This window comes from Streptomyces sp. BK022 (assembly GCF_004217355.1).
Lineage (GTDB): Bacteria > Actinomycetota > Actinomycetes > Streptomycetales > Streptomycetaceae > Streptomyces > Streptomyces griseoluteus.
This window is the reverse complement of sequence record NZ_SHKU01000004.1, coordinates 393,246-414,019: the sequence shown is the minus strand read 5'-3', so window position 1 is coordinate 414,019 and position 20,774 is coordinate 393,246. Positions and strand designations below refer to the sequence as shown.

The following is a 20,774-nucleotide window of genomic DNA, read 5'->3' as shown; positions in this document are numbered from 1 at the left end:
GTGCCGTGTCAGTCCTGCTTCAGGTCCTGCTTCAAGGGTGCGACTGCCCGGTGTCGTACCGCCGCCGCGAGCGTACGGTGTCCGGCCTGCTCGGCGAGCGCGAGGCGTTCCGCGGGGAAGGGCCGCTGCCACCACTCCCCCTGCGCGGCGGCCGTGGCGGCACGCAGGTCGGTGAGTGCGACGGCGAGGGCGCGGCGAGCGGCGGGCAGGGCGTGGGGCTCCGGGTGGGTCAGCAGGTGCTCGGTGTGCGCGCGGGTGTCCTCGACGGCGGTCAGGGCGTCGTGCACGCGGTCGCCGGCCCGCCGGTTGGTGACCAGCACGGCGGCGGCGAGCCCGGCCAGCGCCCCGACCAGGGTGTCCAGCACCCGCTGGGTGATCAGCGTGCCCGGGTCCTGGAGGTGGGTGAACTCGGTGATGAGCAGCGCCATGGGGGTCACGCAGACGGTGCCGAGCCAGTAGTTGCGGGCGATGAGCGCTTCCGCGCCGAAGCTGCACGCCAGGCAGCACAGGACCAGGGTGACCGGGTGCAGGTGGGTCAGCGGGGTGAGCGCGGCGAAGACGAGTACGCCGAGGAGGTTGCCCACGACGCGCTGGACGCTCCGGTTCCAGGTGAGGGTGACGTTGGCCTGGTAGAGGGAGGCGGCGGTGACCAGGGCCCAGTAGGGGCGGCCCACGCCGAGGGAGAGGGCGGCCAGACCGGCCAGCGCGCAGCCCAGGGCGGTACGGGTGGCTATGGGGGCCAGGTGCTCGAAGGGGATGCGGGCGGGGCGGGGGTGCGGGACGGCCGAGCCGATGGTTTCCGCGTGCGGTACCGGACCGGTGCCCCGCAGGGCCCGGGCCCAGGCGCGCAGCCGGCCGGGGTCGGCGTCGGCGGCCTCGGCACGGAGCAGCAGGTTCTCCAGGGCTCGCCGGGTGGGGTCGGGGCGGACGCCCGGCGAGTGGAGGGCCTGCCAGGCGGTGTGCAGGGCCGGGTGGGCGGGCGTCTCGCCCCGGCCGGCGAGGTCGGCGGCGGCGTGGAGGGCGGCGGCGACGGCCCGGCGCTCGGGCCCGTGCGGCCGGAGCACTCCGGGGGCCATGCAGACGAGCCAGGCCCAGGCTCCGGCCGCGAGGGTGAGTCCGAGGTGGGCGGGGACCTGGCCGGGGGTCTGGGGGATGAACAGGGCGGCGGAGCTGATGAAGGTGACGACCACGTTGCCGGGCGGTCCGACGCGGGTGGACTCGCAGACCGTCTTCTGCGCGGCGGCCAGCAGGGCCCCGACGAGCACCAGGACGACGGGGCCCGGGGCGAGCGCCGAGGCGAGCAGGGCGACGGCTAGTCCGGCCGTCATGCCGAGCAGGACCCCGGTGAGGACGCGGGCGCGGGCCGCGTAGGGGCGCTGATGGCCGTAGAGCGCGCAGAGGGAGCCGGCCATCGTGTAGAGGGCGAGGTCGAGGCGGCCGAGGGCCAGCAGGAGGAGGTTGGGCGGGGCCGCCGACACGACCACGCTGAGCGCGGGCTTGAACCAGATGGCGGAGGGTCCCTGGAGGCGGAGCGCCTGGGTGAGGGGGAGGCGGCGGCTGCTCATGCGAATAATTTAACAGGTGTTTCACCAGTAAACGATTTATCGCCGCCCGGCATCCGCCCTGGTCACACGCCGTGCTCCGGTGAACGCTCCCCGTACACCCCCCTGCGCTCGCGTGCGCTGCGCGTGGCGTGGGCATCGCATCCCTCGACATGGCGTCGAACGGGGGTGGTGCGCGTGCACGGACCGGTGTCACCGGCCTGGCTGCTGGTCGCGCTGTGCGCGGCGACCGGCGCCTACTGCCTGCTGCGGATGCGCAGCGGGGTCGAGGAGCAGCGCCGGGCGGCGGGCGGCGAGGCCCTGATGGGCTTCGGGATGGCGGCGATGGCGATCCCGGCCGCGGTCTTCGCCCCGCCGCGCTGGGTGTGGCCGCTGTACGCCGCCGTCTTCGGGCTGGCCGCCCTGCGCGCGCTGTGGTCGGCGCGGCGGAGCGCCCACCATCTGCACCATCTGCTGGGCAGTACGGCGATGGTGTACATGGCGGTGCTGATGGCCGCGGCCCCGGCTCACCACCATCACACGGGTGGCTCCGGCCCGGCCTGGCTGACGGGTGCGCTGCTGCTGTACTTCACCGGCTACGTCCTGCTGACCGGCGCCCGTCTGGTGCCTGTGACCGTACGGGGCGGCCCCGGCGCGGTGCGGTGGGGCGACCGGCCTGAGCTGTCGCGGGTGTGCCGGCTGTCGATGGGGATAGGCATGCTGGCGATGCTTCTGACGATGTGACACTTCAAACGGTGTGCGGGGCGCGGGAGTTGCCTGCGTCACTTCGGCGCCGGCCAGCGCCCCGGTGCTCATAGGGTGCTGCCCATGAGCGTCCCCGTGGCACTGTTGCTGCTCGGCATCCTGACCTCCGTCGCCGCCCCGCGCCTGCTGGCCCGGGCCGACTGGCCGGACCGGGAGCCGGTGGTGGCGCTGTGGGCCTGGCAGTGCGTGGTGGCCGCCGTCCTGCTGTGCTGCGCGCTGTCGATGACCCTGAGCGCGGCGGCGGCCTGGCAGGAGGTGCGCGGACATCTGTTCAGCGGGGCTCCGCACGGGGTCGTCGAGGCGTACGCCCTCGGCGCGGCGGGTCCCTGGGCCGCGCCGACCGCCGTGACGCTCGCCTGCGGAGGGCTGTGGACCCTGGCGATGCTGGCCGGCGAGGTACTGGGCGCGCGGCGGCGCCGGCGGACGAGCCGGACCTAACTCCTGAAGCGGGCACCCCTGTTGCCGGGCGAGGAGCCCGGTGGACGCCTGGTGGTCCTGGAGGGCGACCGCCCGGACGCGTACTGGCTGCCCGGCGCCACACCCCGGCTCGTCGTCACCACGGCCGCCCTCCGCCGCCTCAAGGGCAGCCGCCTGGACGCCCTGCTCGCCCACGAGCAGGGCCACGCCCGCTTCCGCCACGACTGGCTGCTGCACTGCTCCGCCGCGCTGGCCGGCGGCTTCCCCCAGGTCCCGGTGTTCGCCGCCTTCCGCGACGAGATGCACCGCCTGGTCGAACTGGCCGCCGACGACACCGCCTCCCGCCGCTTCGGCCGCGTCACCACCGCCCTCGCCCTGGTCGACCTCAACGAGGACCGAGGCGTCTTCGGACCCACCCCGACGCCGCACGCCCAGCTCCCCCAGCGCGTCAACCGCCTGCTCGCGGCCCCGCCCCGCCTCCCGGCCCCGCAGCGCCTCCGCCTCACCGCAACCGCCGCCCTGGTACCGGTACTTCCGGTGATCGTCGCCTTCGTTCCGGGACTTCGGGCGCTGCATTAGGGTCGGGCACCGCCCCGGGCCGACGCGTCGGGCGGCGCCCCGGCCCCCTCGTCGACGAAGATCCCCCCATGCCCCGCCGATCCCCCCGGACCACCCTGCTCCTGGCGCTCCCCTCCGGCCTCCTCCTCGCCCTAGTCGCTCTCCACTGGTCCCCCCTGATGAGCCTGGACGAGGACATCGCCCGCACCACCCACCGCTGGGCGGTCGGGAACCGGGGTCTCACCCAGGCCTTCCGGGTGCTGACCGACTGGGTCTGGGACCCGGTGACCATGCGGCTGCTCTGTGCCGGGGTCGCCCTGTGGCTGGTCTGGAGAAGGGCGGCCTGGTGGACGGCACTGTGGCTGCTGGTCACCTGCGCGGTCGCGGCCGTGGTGCAGCAAGCGGTGAAGGCGGGGATCGGGCGGCCGCGCCCCGTCTGGCCCGACCCCGTGGACAGTGCGCGGTTCGCCGCGTTCCCGTCCGGGCATGCCATGACGGCCACGGTGGTGTGCGGGTTGCTCCTCTGGCTGATCCGCCGATACGGGGTGCGCGGGCCCCGTTGGTACGGCGCGGTCGCCGTGGCCCTCGTCTGCGTACTCGGCGTCGGCCTCACCCGGGTCTGGCTGGGCGTGCACTGGTTCTCGGACGTGCTCGGGGGCTGGCTGTTCGGGGCGTTGGTGGTGGCCGGTGCCGTGCTGGTGCACGGGCGCGGGAGTAAGGTCCGCCCATGACCGCTGTGTTGTTCGACTTCTCGGGCACGCTGTGCCGCGTGGAGTCCACCGAGTCCTGGCTCCGGGCGACCCTGGCGGCGACCGGCACCAGACTGGAGGAGCGCCGACTCGTCGAGGCGGCGGCCGCGCTGGAGGTCGCGGGCGCGCTGCCCGGGGGTGCCGAACCGGCCGATGTCCCAGCGGATTTGGCCGCGGCCTGGGCCGAGCGGGATCTCGACACCGCGTCGCACCGAGCCGCGTACACCGGCCTCTCCCGGCAGGTGCCCCTGCCCGCGGACTCCCTCCACGACGCGCTGTACGACCGCGCCGTGACCCCCGCCGCGTGGACCCCGTACCCCGATGCGCCCCGAGTCCTCGGAGAACTGCGCCGGCGCGGGATCGCCGTCGGCGTCGTCAGCAACATCGGCTGGGATCCGCGCCCGGTCTTCCGGCAGTACGGGCTCGACAAGTACGTGGACGCGTACGTGCTGTCCTACGAGCACGGCGCACGCAAGCCGGACCCCCGGCTGTTCGCCGCCGCCTGCGCGGAGTTGGGGGTGGCGCCCGAGCACACGCTGATGGTCGGAGACAGCAGGACGGCGGACGGAGGCGCCGCCGCGCTCGGCTGCCAGGTGCACTTCGTGGACCATCTGCCGGTGCGCGACCGCCCGGACGCCCTGCTGCCCGTGCTGGACCTGGCGAAAGACGCGGAACTGCCGCCCGTCTGAGGCGCTCCCCCGCGGCGCTCAGACGAACGGCAGCCCTGAAAAGGCCCCGCGCGATGCGGTGCCTCACGCCCTGAGTATAGTTGGCTGACAGCCAGTCAACGCAGGAGTTCGACAATGTCCCCGCGCAGCGCCTCGGTCAATGAAGAGCTGCGGCGGCGTTCGCGCGAGCGGCTCCTGCAGGCAGCGGTCGAACTGGTGGACGAGCGCGGGTTCGAGGCCACGACCCTCGGCGACATCGCGGACCGCGCCGGATCGGCGCGCGGACTCGTCTCGTACTACTTCCCCGGCAAGCGCCGGCTCGTGCAGTCGGCCGTGCACCGGCTGATGCACCGCACGCTGGAGGAGGCGCTGGAGCGGGAGCCGCGTACCGAGGACGGGCGGGAGCGGCTGGCCCGTGCCATCGACGCAATCCTGGGCCTGGCCCGGGAGCATCCGGTGCTCATGCGCCAGCACATGGCGGGCCTGCTGCACGAGGAGGGCTTCGTTCAGTGCCCGGAGCAGCAGCGTCTCTCCGAACTCCTCGGCGACACGATCACCCGCAGCGGCGCCGAGGACGTCACGGCCGGCTATCCGATGCTGCGGGCGCTGCTGATGGGCGCGGTGTACGCGGCACTGGTACCGGGCGTGCCCATGCCGATCCCCGTCCTGCGGGCGGAGCTGTTCGAGCGCTACGGGCTCGACGGGGAGCTGGGCCGGCCACCGGGCGGCGAGCCCTGCCGGGGCGACCTGTCCCGCTTCTTCGCCACGGAGAAGCAGCCCGACGACCGCGACGCGTAGCGCGCCCTCCCTGCCGACCGCGCCGCGCGGTGCCATGCTGGAGCCGTCAGGGCTGTCACCCGATGCCCACGGGGTGAGGAGTACGCCGTGCTGCGGGTCGCCGTCGTCGGCTCCGGACCGAGCGGGTGCTACACCGCGCAGAACCTGGTGGAGCGCCACCCCGACGTGCACGTGGACGTACTGGACCGGCTGCCGGCCCCCTTCGGGCTGGTGCGCTACGGCGTCGCCCCGGACCACGAGAAGATCAAGTCGCTCCAGGGCAGCCTCCGGACGGTGCTGGAGCACGACCGGGTCCGGTTCCTGGGCGGGGTCGGGGCCGGGGGCCCGGACGGGGTGCCGGTGGAGCGGCTGCGGGAGCTGTACCACGCGGTGGTGTACTGCGTGGGCGCGGCGGCGGGCCGCCCCCTGGGCATTCCGGGCGAGGAACTGCCGGGGAGCTGGTCGGCGTCGGAGTTCGTGTCCTGGTACAGCGCGCATCCGGACGCGGCCGACGAGGGTTTCCTGCGCGACGTGCGCTCGGCGGTGGTCATCGGGGTCGGCAATGTGGCCGTCGACGTGACGCGGATGCTGATGCGCGGCGCGGCCGAGCTGCACGGGACGGACATGCCGCAGGCGGCGTTGGAGACGCTGACCGGGGGCGGGGTCGGCGAGGTGCTGATGGCCGGGCGGCGCGGGCCCACGCAGGCGCGGTTCACCACCAAGGAGCTGCGGGAGCTGGGGCATCTGCCGGGCGTCGGCGTCTCGGTCGACCCGGCGGAGCTGGCGCTGGACCCCGGCTTCGCGGACCTCTCGGCGCTGCCGGCCGCCCAGCGGCGCAACGCCGAGGTGCTGCGCGACTGGGCCGCGCTCTCTCCCCCGGACACCGAGCGGACGATCCGTCTGCGGTTCTTCCTTCGTCCGGTGGAGGTGCTGGAGGCGGACGGCCGGGTGGGCGGTGTCCGTTTCGAGCGCACCGAGCCGGACGGGCGGGGCGGGGTGCGGGGCACGGGCGTCTTCGAGGACGTCCCCGCGCAGTTGGTGCTCCGTTCGGTGGGGTACCGGGGGATGCCGCCAGAGGGGCTGCCGTCCGACCCGGTGACGGGGATGGTGCCGCATCTGGCGGGCCGGGTGCTGAGCGACGGCGTACCGGTGCCGGGTGAGTACGTGGCCGGGTGGATCAAGCGGGGCCCGACCGGCGTCATCGGCACCAACCGTTCCTGCGCCAAGGAGACGGTGACCTCGCTGCTGGAGGACGCCGCCGCGCTGGAGTCCCGCGCGGTGCCCGAGGACCCGCTGCCGGGGCTGCGGGCGGCGGGCGCCGACCCGGTGGCGTGGCCGGGCTGGCTGGCGATCGAGCGGGCGGAGGCGGAACTGGGCGCGAGCCTGGGCCGCAACCCGGTCAAGCTGTCCGACTGGGACGCGCTGTGGGCGGCGGCGCGGTCACGGTGACTCGGCGGAGGGTGTCGCCCCTCTTCACGTGGGCATGACACACAGCGGCAACGCACCGGAAATCAACAAATTGTTCAAGGCCCCTACCGTCTCGTGCTGTCCGGTTTCCACTCCCCGCCCCGCCCCTTCAGGAGGCCCCATGGCCACGACCGCCGAAGTGCACCCCGTCGACGAGATACCCCCGGTACGGCAGCTCGCGGCCTTCGGACTCCAGCATGTGCTCGCGATGTACGCGGGCGCCGTGGCCGTGCCGCTGATCGTGGGCGGCGCCCTGCGGCTCTCCCCCGCCGACCTGGCGTATCTGATCACCGCCGACCTGCTGGTGTGCGGGGTGGCGACGCTGATCCAGTGCGTCGGCTTCTGGCGGTTCGGGGTACGGCTGCCGATCATGCAGGGGTGCACCTTCGCGGCCGTCTCGCCGATGGTGCTGATCGGTACGACAGGCGGCGGTCTGCCCGCGATCTACGGCTCGGTGATCGTCGCGGGGCTGGCGATCATGCTGCTGGCGCCGGTGTTCGGCCGGCTGTTGCGGTTCTTCCCGCCGCTGGTCACCGGCACCGTCATCCTGATCATCGGGGTCTCCCTGCTGCCGGTCGCGGGCAACTGGGCGGCCGGCGGAGCGGGCGCGAAGGACTTCGGGGCGCCCCGGAATCTGGCGCTGGCCGCGTTCGTCCTGCTGGTGGTGCTCCTTGTGCAGCGCCTCGCCCCGCCCTTCCTGGCCCGGGTGGCCGTGCTGACCGGCATCGTGGTGGGTCTGGCCGTCGCGGTGCCGTTCGGCTTCACGGACTTCGGCGGGGTCGCGGACGCGGACTGGGTGGGGATCAGCACGCCGTTCCACTTCGGGGCGCCGGAGTTCCGGGTGTCCGCGATCGTGTCCATGCTGGTGGTGGCGCTGGTGACGATGACCGAGACCACCGGTGACCTCATCGCGGTGGGCGAGCTCACCGGCCGCGAGGTCGAGCCGCGCTCCCTGGCGGACGGGCTGCGCGCCGACGGCCTGTCGACCGTGCTGGGCGGGGTCTTCAACACCTTCCCCTACACCGCGTACGCGCAGAACGTCGGCCTGGTCGGCATGACACGGGTCCGCAGCCGGTGGGTGGTCGCCGCCGCGGGTGCCCTTCTCGTCCTCCTCGGGCTGCTGCCCAAGCTGGGCGCCGTCGTGGCCGCCGTCCCGGCGCCGGTGCTCGGCGGAGCGGGCCTGGTCATGTTCGGCACGGTCGCGGCGAGCGGCCTGCGCACCCTGGCCCGCGTGGACTTCCGGGACAACCACAACCTCACCGTCGTCGCCGTGTCGGTGGCGGTCGGGATGCTCCCGGTGGGCGTGCCGACGGTGTACGCGAGGTTCCCGGACTGGTTCCAGACCGTCATGAACAGCGGCATCAGCGCGGGGTGCCTGACGGCCATCGTGCTGAACCTGCTGTTCAACCACCTGCCCGGGCGGAAGCCCGAGGAGGCTCCCGCGCCGGCCGAGGAGAGCGTCTAGGGCGCATCCTCCGTGGGCACCAGTCCCGCGACGATCTCCTCCAGCCGGGGCAGCGTCCGCTGGGCGGCCAGGGCGGCGGCGATGGCCACGGCGACGCCCGCCCAGGCCACCGGGCCGAGCGGGGTGCAGTCGACCAGGTGGCTGACGGCGGGGGTCTGGATGACGGCCACCAGGACGGCGGCGGAACCGAGGGCGGTGACCCGGACCAGGGTGCTGTCGCGGCGGTCGAGCAGGGTCTGCGCGAGCTGGGTGCCGACGACGCCGCACAGCGCCATGGTGCTGGCCCTGCGGGAGGTGCCCGGGGTGAACCGGCCGATGAGCCAGGCGGTCACGGCGCCCAGCGCGGTGGTCAGGGCACGGTGCCGGATCTGCCGGATCAGCGGGGCGCCGAGGACCCCGCCCGCCGCGTCCTCCGGGGAGGCGGTGCGGTTGCGTACCTCGGTGTCGTCGCCGTCCTTCGGGGTCACCGCCACCGCCATGGCCGGGAAGAGGTCGGTGAAGAGGTTGACCAGCAGCATCTGCCGGGTGGACAGCGGGGCGGTGCCGGAGACCAGGGTGCCCAGGATGCCGAAGCCGACCTCGCCCGCGTTGCCGCCGATGAGGATGGCGATGGCGTCCGCGACGCTGTGCCACAGCGAACGCCCCTCGCCGATGGCGTCGATGAGGACGGTCAGGTCGTCGTCGGTGAGGACGATGTCGGCGGCGTTGCGCGCGGCGGCCGAGCCCCGCGCGCTGATGCCCACGCCGATGTCGGCGGCCCGGATCGCGGCGGCGTCGTTGGCGCCGTCGCCGACCATGCCGACCACCCGCCCGGCGTCCCGCAGCGCCTCCACGACCTGGAGTTTCTGCTCGGGGGCGACGCGGGCGACGACCCCGGCGTCCCGCAGCATGCGAGCGCGGGTACGCCGATCGGCGGCGGCCAGTTCGTCGCCGGTGACCACCTCGGTGTCCTCGGGCCAGCCGAGTTCCCGGGCGATGGCGCGGGCGGTCTGCGGGTGGTCGCCGGTGAGCATGACCGGCCGTACGCCTTCCTCGTAGAGGCCCCGCACCAGCGCCTTCGAGGTCTCGCGGGGTACGTCGGAGAGGGCGAGCAGGCCGGTGAACTCCAGTCCGTGCAGCGGCCCCTGGAGCGCGTCGGACTCCGTCTCACCCTCGTCGAGGCGCCGCATGGCCACCGCGAGGACGCGCAGTCCGGCACCGGCCAGGGAGTGCGCGCTGTCGTGGGCGCGATCGGAGAGGTCCGCGCAGCCGGGCAGGACGGTCTCGGGGGCGCCCTTGACGACCAGGGTGCGGGGGCCGTCGCCGTCGCGGCCCACGGCGGCGGCGTAGCCCCGCGCGGCCTCGAAGGAGAGGCCGCCGAGCTGGGTCCAGCCGGGGTCGGCGGCGGCCGCGTCGATGACGGCCTCGTCGGTGGCGTGCACCGGGCGCCCGGAGCCGCCGTTGACACGCGGGCAGGCCCGTGCGGCGCGGCGCAGGGTCGCGGCGGGGCCCGGCTCGCCCGCGTCGCCGGCCGCCCACTCGGTGCCCTCGGCGTCGGAGACCCGGACGACCCGGAGCCGGTTCTCGGTGAGGGTGCCGGTCTTGTCGAAGCAGAAGGTGTCGACCCGGCCCAGCGCCTCCAGGGTGCGCGGGGTGCGGACCAGGACGCCGTCCCGGCTCAGTCTCCGGGCGGCGGCGAGCTGGGCGACGGTGGCGACCAGCGGCAGCCCCTCCGGCACGGCGGCGACCGCGACGGCCACGCCACCGCTGACCGCCTCGCGTACCGGGGTGCCGCGCAGCAGGGCGAGCCCGGTCACGGCCGCGCCGCCGGCGAGGGTCAGCGGCAGTGCCTTGCGGGTGAGTTCCTGGAGCCGGGCCTGCACCCCGGCCGCCGGGGGCGTGCGGGCGGCGAGGTGGACCGCGCGGGCGGCCTCGGTGCGCTCGCCGGTGTCGACGACGACGGCGTGCGCGGTGCCGGCGACGACGGTGGTGCCCTCGAAGACCATGCAGCGCCGGTCGGCGACGGCCGCGTGCGGGGTGGCGCCGACGTGTTTGTGCACGGGCAGGGACTCACCGGTCAACGCGGACTCGTCCACTTCCAGGCCGTCCTGCCGGAGCAGCCGGGCGTCGGCGGGGACCACGTCGTCGCCCTTCAGCTCGATCACGTCCCCGGGCAGCAGTTGTCCGGCGTCGACGGTGCGGGTGCCGCCCGCGGGCGCCTCCTTCGGCGGGGGCGCGACGCGTGCCTTGCGCTGCTGGTCGGCGTGCAGCCCGGACAGCGCCCGCTCGGCGCGCAGCCGCTGGACCCCGCCGACCAGGGCGTTCAGGTCGAGGGCGCCGACGACGAGCAGCGCGTCCACGACCGAGCCGAGGATCGCGGAGGCGGCGGAGCCGACGGCCAGCACCGGGGTGAGCGGATCGTCCAGCTCGCCGCGTACGGCCCGGCCGAGCTGCCAGGCGAAGCGGGCCGGGGCGAGGGCGGGGACGCGGGCGATCCGGTCCGCCGTCCTGCGGGCCCCGGTGGCGGCCCGCTCCAGCATGCCCGGCTCTGGGGGTGCCTCGCGGTCCAGGCGTTCCACCGCCTCGTCCGGGTCCAGTTCGTGCCAGCGCACGCGGGCGTGCGGGTGCGGGGCGCGTGCGGCGGACACCCTGAGGGCGGCCCAGACGCCGTACACCAGCGCGGTGAGGGCGCCGGTGTCGACGGGGGCGTGCCGCATGCCGGGCAGCACCGAGCGCCGCCCCCGGCCGCGCCGGGCCTCGCCGATGGCCACCAGCAGCCCGGAGAGCGCGGCGCCGGAGCGGGCGAGGATCTGGCCCCGGCTGCCGACCGCCCGGGCGGCCGGGATCGCGGTGAGCAGCCGCCATACGTCGGGCAGGCCGTGCGGGGCGAGGATGTCGGCGCCCCAGACGACGGCGCCCTCCAGGTCGGTGAGGGCGACGGCGATGTCGGCGGCGTCGAGCCCGGCCAGTACGTCGGTCTCCGCGAGGGCGCGCGGCCGGGCGACCGTGATGACGACGCGTTCCTCGCCGCCCTCCTCGTCCTCGGCGTCCAGCTCTCCGCGCAGGGCGTGCACGACGTCGTCCAACGGCCGTCTGGCGTCGACGACCTGGTCCGCGAGCCCGGTGAAGTCCTCCAGCGCGGGATCGTCGACGAGGACGACGCGCAGCCGGGCGCGGCGGGCCGCGTCGAGCACGGCCTCGGTCCACGGGTCGGGCAGCCCCTCGTCGGTGCGCAGCGCGCTCGGGTGCAGCAGGAGGGTCCCGGCCATCTCCAGCTGTCGGAGCCGTTCCGGGTCGCGGACCAGCACACCGGCACGGGCGAGGGCGGTGCCGAGTACGGCGTGGAAGGCGGCCGGGGCGTACCGGGCGGCCTTGGGCGAACCGGAGAGGGCGGCCTCGGCGGCCGCGTTCAGGTTCCGCTTGACCAGCAGCGCGGCCGCGGCGCCGAGCACGCTGCCCGCCGAGGCGTGACCGGCGTACACCTGCGCCGGGGACTCGCGCAGCAGGGGGCGCGGGGAGCCGGTGGGGGCGACGCTGAGGCGCTCGGGTCCGCACAGCTCGTCGTGCAGGGAGTCGAAGGCGGCGGCGCGGGCCACGGTCTCGGCGAGCTGGAGCGAGCGCAGGGTGCCGTCGAGGACGAGCGAGGTGGGGGTCTGCCCGGCGGCGTGCGCGAGCGCGTTGGCGGTGGCCAGCAGGAGGTCCATGCGGGCGGCACCGATCCGGCTGCGCAGCAGGGCGCGGACGCGGGGGTTCTCCCGCAGCAGAGTCACGCAGGCGGTGACCGCGCGGGGCGTGGGGGGCAGCCGCAGGGCGTAGCCGGTGAGGGCGGCGGCGATGCCGGCCAGGTCGACGCCGAGGGTGATGGCGGCGGCGCGTACGCCGGCCGGGTCGGCGGGATGGTCGTACTCCTCGGGGTCGCCGCCCGCCACGAGGAGTCCCTCGCGTACGGCGAGCTCGGCGGCGCGGTCCACTACCCGGTCGGTGACGGCGTCCTCGGCCAGGGTCAGGACGAGGCGGCCCAGGCCCTCGTCCCAGTAGGCGAGGAGCACGTCGGGCCGGTCGGCGAGGGCCGCCGCGATCCGGCGGGCCAGGTGGGCGCGGCCGCCCTCGCCCCGCACCCGGTCCGGTTCCGCGGTGCGCAGCGGGAGGTGGACGCGGGCGCCGGAGCGCCAGTGGGCGGGGCCGCCGGGCAGCGCGGTGCGGGCGACGCGGGTCACGCGTACGGCCGCGTCCGCGCCGCGTACGCCCGCCCGCGCGGTGCCCGCCGCGGCGCCGGCCGCCGCGCCGATCAGGGGGGCGGCGGCGTCGGCGAGGAGCCGCGGCACGCGGGCGGCGGCCGAGGGGGCGGTGAGGAGGCTGAGGACCATCGAGGCCGTCAGAGGCTGGTGCGTTCGGGGCGGGCGGTGGGCCCGAGATGGCCGGTGGCGCCCTTGGGGTGCTTGCCGGACTTCTTGCCGTGCTTCTTGTCCGACTCCGGGTGCGCGGACTCCGTGTCCGTCACCTTCACCGGCCCGGGGGCGTCGTGGTGCCCGGGGTGCAGCGCCGCCTCGCCCACCTCGGCGTCACTCGCGGGCGCGGCCTCCTCGATCACGACGTCCGTGGTCTCGGCCACCGGGGTGACGAGCGGCGGGCGGGGCTGGGTCAGCCAGGCGATGGCGGCCCCGGTCAGCGCCACGGGCCACTCCACGACCCCGGCGACGCCGAGCACGCCCGCCCCGGCGTACACCGCGAGGCGGCGCCCTCGGGGCGAGACCACGCCGAGCACGTCCAGCGTGTCCTGGGCCGCCTTGTTGACCATCGACGCGCCGGGCACCTTGCTCAGGACGGAGGCGGCGCCGCGCAGGGGCGCGGTGAGGACCGACGACGACGTGTGCTCAGCCATGACTCTCCTCGGGCGAGATCGCCTGCCGTGCCCACCCCGGTGCCCGGAAGCACGCGCACGCTGGTCACCCCCTCCACTCCCAGGAGACGCCAAGCACCGGGCGCGCGCCACTCGGCCCGGGCCACCGCTAGGACGTGGCGAGCTCCCGCTGGTACCCGGCGTAGGCCGCCCGGAGCGCGTCGCCCGGCCAGTCGGCGGGGAGCAGGGGGGCGGGCAGCACCGGGTCGGTGAGCAGATGGCGGACGACGGCCGCGTAGGCGGTGAGGCGATCGGCCGGGTGGCGGGCGCCGGTGGCCCGGCCGAGGAGGGCGCGGGCCTCGGCCGCCCAGGCGCCCAGGGGCCACAGGCGGGCCACCAGTCCGGCGGCGGGCTCGTCGGGGCGGGCGGTGTACGTCAGGGCCACCCCGGCCAGCTCCTCGGGGAGCGGCCGGGCGAGGTTGGCGGGGCGCAGCCAGACGCCCTCGCGGAGTTCGGCCAGGCGCAGCGCGGTCAGCCGGGCACGCAGCTCGGCGCGCTCGGCCGGACCGCGTCCGGTCGCCGTGATCACGACCATCTCCCAGTCGCCGTCCCACGCGCGCGTGCGCGGCGCCACGGCCTCGTCCTGGCGGCGCTGCCGGGCCAGCAGACGGTCGCTGAGTCCGTACACGGCGTCGGTGCGGCGCAGGTCGCCCGCCGCGACCATCCGGCTGAGCGCGGCCCGCAGCGTGGAGCCGCCCACGCCGAACGGCTCGACCAGCCGCACCAGGTCCCGTACCGGCAGCCGGGGCGGGTGCGCGCCGAGCAGCAGGCTCAGCACGACCGACCGCGCGGACAACGGCCTGGTCACCGGCTCGGCCGACGGGTTGATGCGCATGGGGACGTACTGTACGTGCGCCGATCCGTGTTGCGTCATTGCTACAATCGTACGGAGAGTGCAACATGGCGGTATGGTCCCGATGCCCGAGCAGTCGCCGCCGCCCGCCACCCACGACGTCACCAACCAGCCCCCGCCGCTGGCGCCCTACGACGCGTCCGCCGACGCCGCCCTGCTGGAGGGGCTGCGCCGGGAGGGCGCCGGGTGGGCCGAGGACGGAGTCCGCCTGCTGGGGCTGCGGGCGGGCGGAACCGAGGCGCAGGAGTGGGGCGAGCTGGCCAACCGGTACGAGCCGGAGCTGCGTACCCACGACCGGTACGGCAACCGCGTCGACGAGGTCGAGTTCCACCCGAGCTGGCACCACCTGATGCGCACCGCCGTCGCCGAGGGACTGGCCGGCACCCCGTGGGCGGAGGACCGCCCGGGCGCGCACGTGGCCCGTACGGCGGGCGGGCTGGTCTGGGGGCACACCGAGGCGGGGCACGGCTGCCCGACCTCGATGACGTACGCCGCCGTCCCCGCCCTGCGCGCCCAGCCGGACCTGGCCAAGGTCTACGAACCCCTGCTGACCGGCCGGGAGTACGAGCCGGGGCTGCGCGTGCCCACCGAGAAGCGGGGCCTGCTCGCCGGGATGGGCATGACCGAGAAGCAGGGCGGCTCCGACGTCCGCACCAACACCACCGCGGCAACGCCGACGGACGAGCCCGGCGTGTACACGCTGCGCGGGCACAAGTGGTTCACCTCGGCTCCGATGTGCGACGTGTTCCTGGTGCTGGCGCAGGCTCCGGGCGGGCTCTCCTGCTTCCTGGTGCCGCGGGTGCTGCCGGACGGCACCCGCAACACCTTCCGCATCCAGCGCCTCAAGGACAAGCTCGGCAACCGCTCCAACGCGTCCTCGGAGCCCGAGTTCGACCGCACGGTGGCCTGGCTCGTCGGGCCGGAGGGGCGCGGGGTGAAGACGATCATCGAGATGGTCAACTGCACCCGGCTGGACTGTGTGATGTCCTCGGCGACCCTGATGCGCAAGACCCTCGTCGAGGCCGGTCACCACACCCGGCACCGCAGCGCCTTCGGCGCCCGCCTGCTCGACCAGCCCCTCATGCGGAACGTCCTCGCCGACCTGGCGCTGGAGTCGGAGGCGGCGACGACGCTGACGCTCCGGCTCGCGGGCGCCGCGGACCGGGCGGTACGCGGCGACGAGGGCGAGCGGGCGTTCCGGCGGATCGCCACCGCCGTGGGCAAGTACTGGGTCACCAAGCGGGGCCCCGCCTTCACCGCGGAGGCCCTGGAGTGCCTCGGCGGCAACGGCTACGTCGAGGACTCCGGCATGCCCCGCCACTATCGCGAGGCCCCCCTCCTCTCCATCTGGGAGGGCTCGGGCAACGTCAACGCTCTCGACGTACTGCGGGCGTTGGGCCGGTCACCGCAGAGCGCGGAGTCGTTCTTCGGCGAGCTGGCCCTGGCGCACGGCGCGAACGCGCACCTGGACGCGGCGGTGACGTCGCTGAAGCGGGAACTGGCGGAGGCGGACCAGGTGACCGCGCGGCGGGTGGTGGAACGGATGGCCCTGGCCCTGCAGGCGTCGCTGTTGGTCCGTCACGCACCTCCGGCGGTGGCGGATGCCTTCTGCGCGACGCGGCTGGGGGGTGACTGGGGGCACTCGTTCGGGACGCTGCCTTCGGGGGTGGATCTGGCGGCGATCCTCGAACGGGGGCTGCCGGTCTGAGAGGCGCCGCCAACAGGAGGGCGTGTCCGGGGGCGCCCGCGCGGACGCGCCGTCAGCCCGTCATACGGCCCCACTGCGGGCCCAGGCGGGACCACTCGGTGTCCCAGCGGGCCAGGCGCCGGCGTTCCAGGCGGGTCAGCAGGCGGCGGCCGGCGGCGCAGGGGACGGCGGCCGCGGCGGTGGCGGCCAGGGTGCCGATGAAGGCGGCGCGCACGGCGGCCTCGGTGGGGGTGGCGGGGCGGTTGGCCAGGCGGCCGTGGCCGTCGGTCCAGACGGCGACCGGGGCGCCCGTCGCCGCGCCCGGCGTGACGCGGACCTGGCCGGTGCGAAGGGAGCCGTCGGGGGCGGTCCAGCGGACCTCCGCCCAGACGCGCTCGCCCGTGGAGCCGCGGGCGCCGGAGCGGCCGGGGGCGTGCGCGACGACGTAGGCGACCATCGGATGCGCGGCGGCCCGTTCCCAGGCGAGGTCGCGTTCGACGGTCCGGGCGGCCATGAGCCCCGCGACCGTCCCGGCCAGCAGGGTCAGCAGCCAGGCACCCACCAGCACCCACCCCTCCACCACGTCGGCACGGCGCCGCAGTGGATTCCTCCGCCACCGCCAGAGCCACCGACGCGGACCACGGAACACCTCCAAGGCCAGCCTCCTCCCGAGCGCGCCGAAAGACCGGACCGCCCTCCGATACGGACGCCCGTCGCCGGTTGCTCAGGGTCACTGTCAGTGGCGGGGTGCAGACTGGGCGGAATCAGCGGATGCCGTGTCCGACACCGGTGCGGCACAGTGGACGACGAAGTCCCGGAGGTGGTCGTCATGACCGAGGTACTGCTCGCCGTGGGAACCCGCAAGGGCCTGTTCATCGGCCGACGGCGGGGCGGGGCCTGGGAGTTCGACGACGGCCCCCGCTTCAACGCCCAGGCGGTCTACGCCGTCGCCATCGACACCCGCGGCGGCACACCCCGCCTGCTGGCCAGCGGCGACAGCTCACACTGGGGCCCCTCGGTGTTCCACTCCGACGACCTGGGCCGCACCTGGACCGAGCCGGCCCGGCCCGCCGTCAGGTTCCCCAAGGACACCGGCGCCTCGCTGGAGCGGGTCTGGCAGCTCCACCCGGCCGCCGCCGAGCCGGACGTGGTGTACGCGGGCACGGAACCGGCCGCGCTGTACCGCTCCGAGGACCGCGGCGAGACCTTCGCGCTGGTACGCCCGCTGTGGGAGCACCCGACGCGCTCACAGTGGGTGCCGGGCGGCGGCGGGGAGGGGCTGCACACGGTCCTCACCGACGCCCGCGATCCGCGCGCGGTGACGGTGGCGGTCTCCACGGCCGGGGTCTTCCGCACGACGGACGGCGGCGAGAGCTGGACCCCCTCCAACTCCGGGGTCTCGGCCGTCTTCCTCCCCGATCCCGACCCGGAGTTCGGCCAGTGCGTCCACAAGGTCGCCCGGGACGCGGACGACCCCGACCGCCTGTACCTCCAGAACCACTGGGGCGTGTACCGCAGCGACGACTCGGGCGCGCACTGGAGCGACATCGGCGAGGGCCTCCCCTCGACCTTCGGTTTCGCCGTCGCCGCCCACCCGCACCGGGGCGGCACCGCCTACGTCTTTCCGATCACCGCCGACTCCGACCGCGTCCCGGCCGACCGCCGCTGCCGCGTCTTCCGCACCCCCGACGCAGGCAAGTCCTGGGAACCCCTCTCGCGGGGCCTCCCGCAGGAGGACCACTACGGAACCGTGCTCCGCGACGCCCTCTGCACCGACGACGCGGACCCGGCGGGCGTGTACTTCGGCAACCGGAACGGCGAGGTGTTCGCGTCCGCGGACGACGGTGACACCTGGGAGCAGCTGGCGTCCCATCTGCCGGACGTGCTGTGCGTACGTGCGGCGGTGGTGGGCTGAGGGGGCTTGCCCCCCCTGCGGGCGGACGCCACACCCGGGCCAGGACCTGTCCGGTGGGCCGACGCGGGTACCCCGGCCCACCTCGGACGCGCTACGGCAGGCGCCAGTCCACCGGCTCCGCGCCCTGGTCCGTCAGCAGTTCGTTGGCCCGGCTGAAGGGACGGGAGCCGAAGAAGCCGCGGTCGGCCGACATGGGTGAGGGGTGGGCCGACTCGATGGCCGGGTAGTCGCCGAGGAGCGGGCGGAGGTTGCGGGCGTCGCGGCCCCAGAGGATGGAGACCAGGGGCTTGCCGCGGGCGGCGAGCGCGCGGATGGCCTGCTCGGTGACCTCTTCCCAGCCCTTGCCGCGATGGGCGCCGGGCTTGCGGGGCGCGGTGGTGAGGGCCCTGTTCAGCAGGAGGACACCCTGCGAGGTCCACGGGGTCAGGTCACCGTTGGAGGGCCGGGGCAGACCCAGGTCGGTGTTCAGCTCCCGGTAGATGTTCTCCAGGCTGCCCGGCAGCGACCGCACCTCCGGCGCCACCGCGAAACTCAGCCCGATCGCCATGCCCGGCGTCGGATACGGGTCCTGACCCACGATCAGGACCCGCACCTCGTCGAAGGGCTGCTGGAAGGCCCGCAGGACATTCGCCCCGGACGGCAGATAGGTCCGCCCCGCCGCCACCTCGGCACGCAGGAAGTCCCCCATGGCCGTGATGCGGTCGGCCACCGGGTCCAGGGCCTTCGCCCAGCCGGCCTCTACAAGTTCGTTCAACGGTCGTCGTGCCACGTCAAGTCACTCTAGTGGCCACCACCGACATCACCCGAACGGCTGTGGATGAGCCCCCGCGTCAGCCCCCTTGCCCGCTACCCTGCCTCCGTCGCACGCGCTCCGGCGAGGAGAAGGGCATCCCATTGTTCGCAGAGGGCACGGCGGTGCACCCGGCCGCCCCCGGCTACCTCGCGGTCGACTCCGGAGGCTCCGGTCTGCGCGTGGCCGTAGGCACGTACGACGGAGCGCCCCCGGTGGAGGGCAGTTCCGGACAGCCGGTGCGGACCGGGGAGCGCGGCATCGACCCGGCGCATCTGCTGGAGCTGCTACTGCCGTTGGCGCGCGCCGTCGCGGCCGAGGCCGGGGTGGGCGAGCTGACCACGGCCGTGATCGGCGCAGCCGGCTTCGCCACCCTGGGCGACGCCCTCCGCGCCGAGCTGCCGGACGCGCTGACCCGCGGCTTGGGCGCACGGACCGTGGCACTGGCCGCCGACGCGGTCACCGCGTACATCGGCGCCCTCGGCGCACGTCCGGGCGCCGTCCTCGCGGCCGGCACCGGCCTGATCGCCATCGGCACGGACCTGACCACCTGGCGCCGCGCGGACGGCTGGGGCCACCTGCTGGGCGACTCGGGCGGCGGCGCCTGGATCGGACGGGCCGGCCTGGAGGCGGCGCTACGGGCGTACGACGGCCGCGCGGGCGGCTCCGCGCCCCTGCTGGAGCGCGCGCGGGAGCGGTTCGGACAGCCGCCGCAGCTGCCGGGCCTGATCTACCCCCGCCCCGACCGGGCCGCCGTACTCGCCTCCTTCGCCCCCGACGTCGCCGCCTGCGCCCCGCACGACCCCGTGGCCACCGGCATCCTGCGCGCGGCCGCCCGCCACATGGCCGAGTCCGTCGCCGCCGTGTGCCCGGACGCAGGTGAGCCCGAAGTCGCGTGCACGGGCGGCCTCTTGAAGATGGGGGAGCCACTTCTCTCCTTCTTGCATGAGGAGTTGGCGCACCAGGCACCCCACGCCAGACGGACGGCACCCCAGGGCGACCCCCTGCGCGGTTCGGCCCGGCTCGCGGCGGCACTCGCGGCCGGAGACGCCGTCTGGCCCGAGGACCCCCGCCTGCTGTGCGTGTCCGGCGCACGAAGGAGAGCGACATAAGGGAAATCCATCTCACCGATCCCTCAACTACCCGATACGGGACCGGATCAGCCGCCGCATGTACGCAACTCATCCGACAAAACCGGACGGATACCGCTCACCTGCACCCTCCCCGAAGAGGGGTGCCCGGGAAACCAGTAACATGCGGCGCCATGAGCTCCCCCACTGGACCCGAGTCCGGCCTGCCAGTACGAATGCCGCGACCCCGCCAGCCCGGACGGCACCGCCGTCCGGAGCCGCTGGTGGCTCCCGAGGACGCGCCCGCGTTCGTCCTCGCGGTGCCCGGTGCGCCCAGCGCCGCCACGCGCAGCCTCGCCGAGGAGGTCGTGAGCATCGCCCGCTCCGAGCTGCCCGGCCTCGACGCGCGGATCGGTTACCTGGACGGGGACGACGACGAATTCCCGACCCTGAGCGCCATTCTGGCGCGTGCCGCCGAGGAGCGCACGGCCCGCCACGAGCAGGCCGTCGCCGCCGGTTCCGACGCGAAGGCGCCGGACGGGCCGGTGGCCGTGGTCGTTCCGTTGCTGGCCGGTCCCGACAACGCCCTGCTGCGGCAGACCCGCCAGGCCGTGATGGACAGCCGCGTCGCCGCCGAGCTGACCGACGTCCTCGGCCCGCACCCGCTGCTCGCGGAGGGGTTGCACGTGCGACTGTCGGAGGCGGGCCTCGCCCGTGCCGACCGCGCCCGCCTCTTCACGGTGGCGACCGCGGCCGACGGCATCATCCTGGCGTCGGTGGGCGGCGAGGAGGCCGTGCAGGCCGCCGGTATCACGGGCATGCTGCTCGCCGCGCGCCTCGCCGTGCCGGTGATGGCGGCCGCGCTCGACCAGGAGGGCTCCATCGCCTCCATCGCCGAGCAGCTCCGCGCCTCGGGTTCGCAGCAGCTCGCGCTCGCGCCGTACCTGATCGGCCCGGAGATCGACACCGCGCTCCTCACGGCTGCGGCCGCCGAGGTCGACTGCGCCACCTCCGAGGCCCTCGGCGCCTACCCGGCCATAGGCAAGCTGGCCCTCGCCAAGTACACGGCCTCCCTGGGCATCGCCCAGCAGCCCCAGGGCGCCCCGGCCTTCTGACAGGACCAGACACCCGCGAAGGGCCCGCCCCGGTAACCCCGGAGCGGGCCCTTCGCGC

General features: G+C 75.1%; 16 protein-coding genes and 1 pseudogene. 11 read left to right on the top strand and 6 right to left on the bottom strand.

The genetic code is table 11. From position 1 onward, the window contains the following. Positions 1-8 precede the first annotated feature (8 nt). A complete protein-coding gene (locus EV284_RS18625; RefSeq protein ID WP_207229067.1) occupies positions 9-1,565 on the bottom strand; it encodes an FUSC family protein in 1,557 nt (518 codons plus the stop codon). 174 nt (positions 1,566-1,739) lie between these two features. Between EV284_RS18625 and EV284_RS18620 the strand changes: the two genes are divergently transcribed. The 7 genes and pseudogenes from EV284_RS18620 (at position 1,740) to EV284_RS18590 (ending at position 8,407) form a co-directional block, all read left to right on the top strand. Next, the gene (locus EV284_RS18620; RefSeq protein ID WP_130335535.1) at positions 1,740-2,285 is read left to right on the top strand and encodes a DUF5134 domain-containing protein; all 546 of its coding nucleotides are present in this window, start codon (positions 1,740-1,742) and stop codon (positions 2,283-2,285) included. Between the two features lie 84 nt (positions 2,286-2,369). Beyond that, positions 2,370-3,302 (top strand): annotated as a pseudogene (locus EV284_RS18615) (M56 family metallopeptidase). Positions 3,303-3,370: 68 nt separating this feature from the next. After that, positions 3,371-4,012 carry a phosphatase PAP2 family protein gene (locus tag EV284_RS18610; RefSeq protein ID WP_130335533.1) on the top strand — a complete coding sequence of 214 codons (642 nt, stop codon included), beginning with the start codon at positions 3,371-3,373 and terminating at the stop codon, positions 4,010-4,012. Then, the gene (locus tag EV284_RS18605) at positions 4,009-4,719 is read left to right on the top strand and encodes an HAD-IA family hydrolase (protein ID WP_130335531.1); all 711 of its coding nucleotides are present in this window, start codon (positions 4,009-4,011) and stop codon (positions 4,717-4,719) included. The genes EV284_RS18610 and EV284_RS18605 overlap by 4 nt, the downstream gene beginning before the upstream one ends. A 114-nt stretch (positions 4,720-4,833) precedes the next feature. Next, a complete protein-coding gene (locus EV284_RS18600) occupies positions 4,834-5,496 on the top strand; it encodes a TetR/AcrR family transcriptional regulator (RefSeq protein ID WP_130335529.1) in 663 nt (220 codons plus the stop codon). A gap of 87 nt (positions 5,497-5,583) precedes the next feature. Continuing rightward, positions 5,584-6,924: an NAD(P)-binding protein gene (locus tag EV284_RS18595; RefSeq protein WP_130335527.1), complete on the top strand. Its 1,341-nt coding sequence runs from the start codon at positions 5,584-5,586 to the stop codon at positions 6,922-6,924. Between the two features lie 139 nt (positions 6,925-7,063). After that, positions 7,064-8,407, top strand: a complete 1,344-nt coding sequence (locus tag EV284_RS18590) for a nucleobase:cation symporter-2 family protein (RefSeq protein WP_130335524.1) — start codon at positions 7,064-7,066, stop codon at positions 8,405-8,407. Here EV284_RS18590 and EV284_RS18585 read toward each other — a convergent pair. The 3 genes from EV284_RS18585 to EV284_RS18575 form a co-directional block, all read right to left on the bottom strand. Further along, positions 8,404-12,753: a cation-translocating P-type ATPase gene (locus EV284_RS18585; protein ID WP_130335522.1), complete on the bottom strand. Its 4,350-nt coding sequence runs from the start codon at positions 12,751-12,753 to the stop codon at positions 8,404-8,406. The genes EV284_RS18590 and EV284_RS18585 overlap by 4 nt on opposite strands. Positions 12,754-12,761: 8 nt before the next feature. After that, positions 12,762-13,268 carry a hypothetical protein gene (locus EV284_RS18580; RefSeq protein ID WP_130335520.1) on the bottom strand — a complete coding sequence of 169 codons (507 nt, stop codon included), beginning with the start codon at positions 13,266-13,268 and terminating at the stop codon, positions 12,762-12,764. 127 nt (positions 13,269-13,395) lie between these two features. Further along, entirely contained in the window at positions 13,396-14,121 is a 726-nt protein-coding gene (locus EV284_RS18575; RefSeq protein WP_130336429.1) for a PaaX family transcriptional regulator C-terminal domain-containing protein, read from the bottom strand. Between the two features lie 73 nt (positions 14,122-14,194). On the opposite strand from EV284_RS18575, the gene EV284_RS18570 reads away from it, so the two are divergent. Next, a complete protein-coding gene (locus EV284_RS18570; protein ID WP_130335518.1) occupies positions 14,195-15,847 on the top strand; it encodes a DNA alkylation response protein in 1,653 nt (550 codons plus the stop codon). Between the two features lie 52 nt (positions 15,848-15,899). Here the strand turns inward: EV284_RS18570 and EV284_RS18565 are convergent, their stop codons facing one another. Continuing rightward, on the bottom strand, positions 15,900-16,481 hold the full coding sequence (locus EV284_RS18565) for a hypothetical protein (RefSeq protein WP_130335516.1): 582 nt from the start codon (positions 16,479-16,481) through the stop codon (positions 15,900-15,902). A 174-nt stretch (positions 16,482-16,655) separates the two neighbouring features. Here EV284_RS18565 and EV284_RS18560 point away from each other — a divergent pair, with 174 nt between their 5' ends. Next, the gene (locus EV284_RS18560) at positions 16,656-17,741 is read left to right on the top strand and encodes a sialidase family protein (RefSeq protein ID WP_165425577.1); all 1,086 of its coding nucleotides are present in this window, start codon (positions 16,656-16,658) and stop codon (positions 17,739-17,741) included. A gap of 91 nt (positions 17,742-17,832) precedes the next feature. Here the strand turns inward: EV284_RS18560 and EV284_RS18555 are convergent, their stop codons facing one another. Then, the gene (locus EV284_RS18555; protein ID WP_130335514.1) at positions 17,833-18,510 is read right to left on the bottom strand and encodes a uracil-DNA glycosylase; all 678 of its coding nucleotides are present in this window, start codon (positions 18,508-18,510) and stop codon (positions 17,833-17,835) included. A gap of 125 nt (positions 18,511-18,635) precedes the next feature. On the opposite strand from EV284_RS18555, the gene EV284_RS18550 reads away from it, so the two are divergent. Both EV284_RS18550 and EV284_RS18545 read left to right on the top strand, forming a co-directional pair. Then, the gene (locus EV284_RS18550) at positions 18,636-19,643 is read left to right on the top strand and encodes a BadF/BadG/BcrA/BcrD ATPase family protein (protein WP_242625720.1); all 1,008 of its coding nucleotides are present in this window, start codon (positions 18,636-18,638) and stop codon (positions 19,641-19,643) included. Positions 19,644-19,795: 152 nt separating this feature from the next. Then, positions 19,796-20,716 (top strand): hypothetical protein, encoded by a 921-nt coding sequence (locus EV284_RS18545; RefSeq protein WP_130335512.1) that lies wholly within the window; start codon positions 19,796-19,798, stop codon positions 20,714-20,716. Positions 20,717-20,774 lie beyond the last annotated feature (58 nt).

Excerpts from the sequence above, each read along its gene's own strand:
- EV284_RS18625 (WP_207229067.1), bottom strand. The coding sequence starts at position 1,565 with ATGAGCAGCCGCCGCCTCCCCCTCACCCAGGCGCTCCGCCTCCAGGGA.
- EV284_RS18610 (WP_130335533.1), top strand. The coding sequence starts at position 3,371 with ATGCCCCGCCGATCCCCCCGGACCACCCTGCTCCTGGCGCTCCCCTCC.
- EV284_RS18605 (WP_130335531.1), top strand. The coding sequence starts at position 4,009 with ATGACCGCTGTGTTGTTCGACTTCTCGGGCACGCTGTGCCGCGTGGAG.
- EV284_RS18600 (WP_130335529.1), top strand. The coding sequence starts at position 4,834 with ATGTCCCCGCGCAGCGCCTCGGTCAATGAAGAGCTGCGGCGGCGTTCG.
- EV284_RS18590 (WP_130335524.1), top strand. The coding sequence starts at position 7,064 with ATGGCCACGACCGCCGAAGTGCACCCCGTCGACGAGATACCCCCGGTA.
- EV284_RS18585 (WP_130335522.1), bottom strand. The coding sequence starts at position 12,753 with ATGGTCCTCAGCCTCCTCACCGCCCCCTCGGCCGCCGCCCGCGTGCCG.
- EV284_RS18580 (WP_130335520.1), bottom strand. The coding sequence starts at position 13,268 with ATGGCTGAGCACACGTCGTCGTCGGTCCTCACCGCGCCCCTGCGCGGC.
- EV284_RS18575 (WP_130336429.1), bottom strand. The coding sequence starts at position 14,121 with ATGCGCATCAACCCGTCGGCCGAGCCGGTGACCAGGCCGTTGTCCGCG.
- EV284_RS18570 (WP_130335518.1), top strand. The coding sequence starts at position 14,195 with ATGGTCCCGATGCCCGAGCAGTCGCCGCCGCCCGCCACCCACGACGTC.
- EV284_RS18560 (WP_165425577.1), top strand. The coding sequence starts at position 16,656 with ATGACCGAGGTACTGCTCGCCGTGGGAACCCGCAAGGGCCTGTTCATC.
- EV284_RS18545 (WP_130335512.1), top strand. The coding sequence starts at position 19,796 with ATGAGCTCCCCCACTGGACCCGAGTCCGGCCTGCCAGTACGAATGCCG.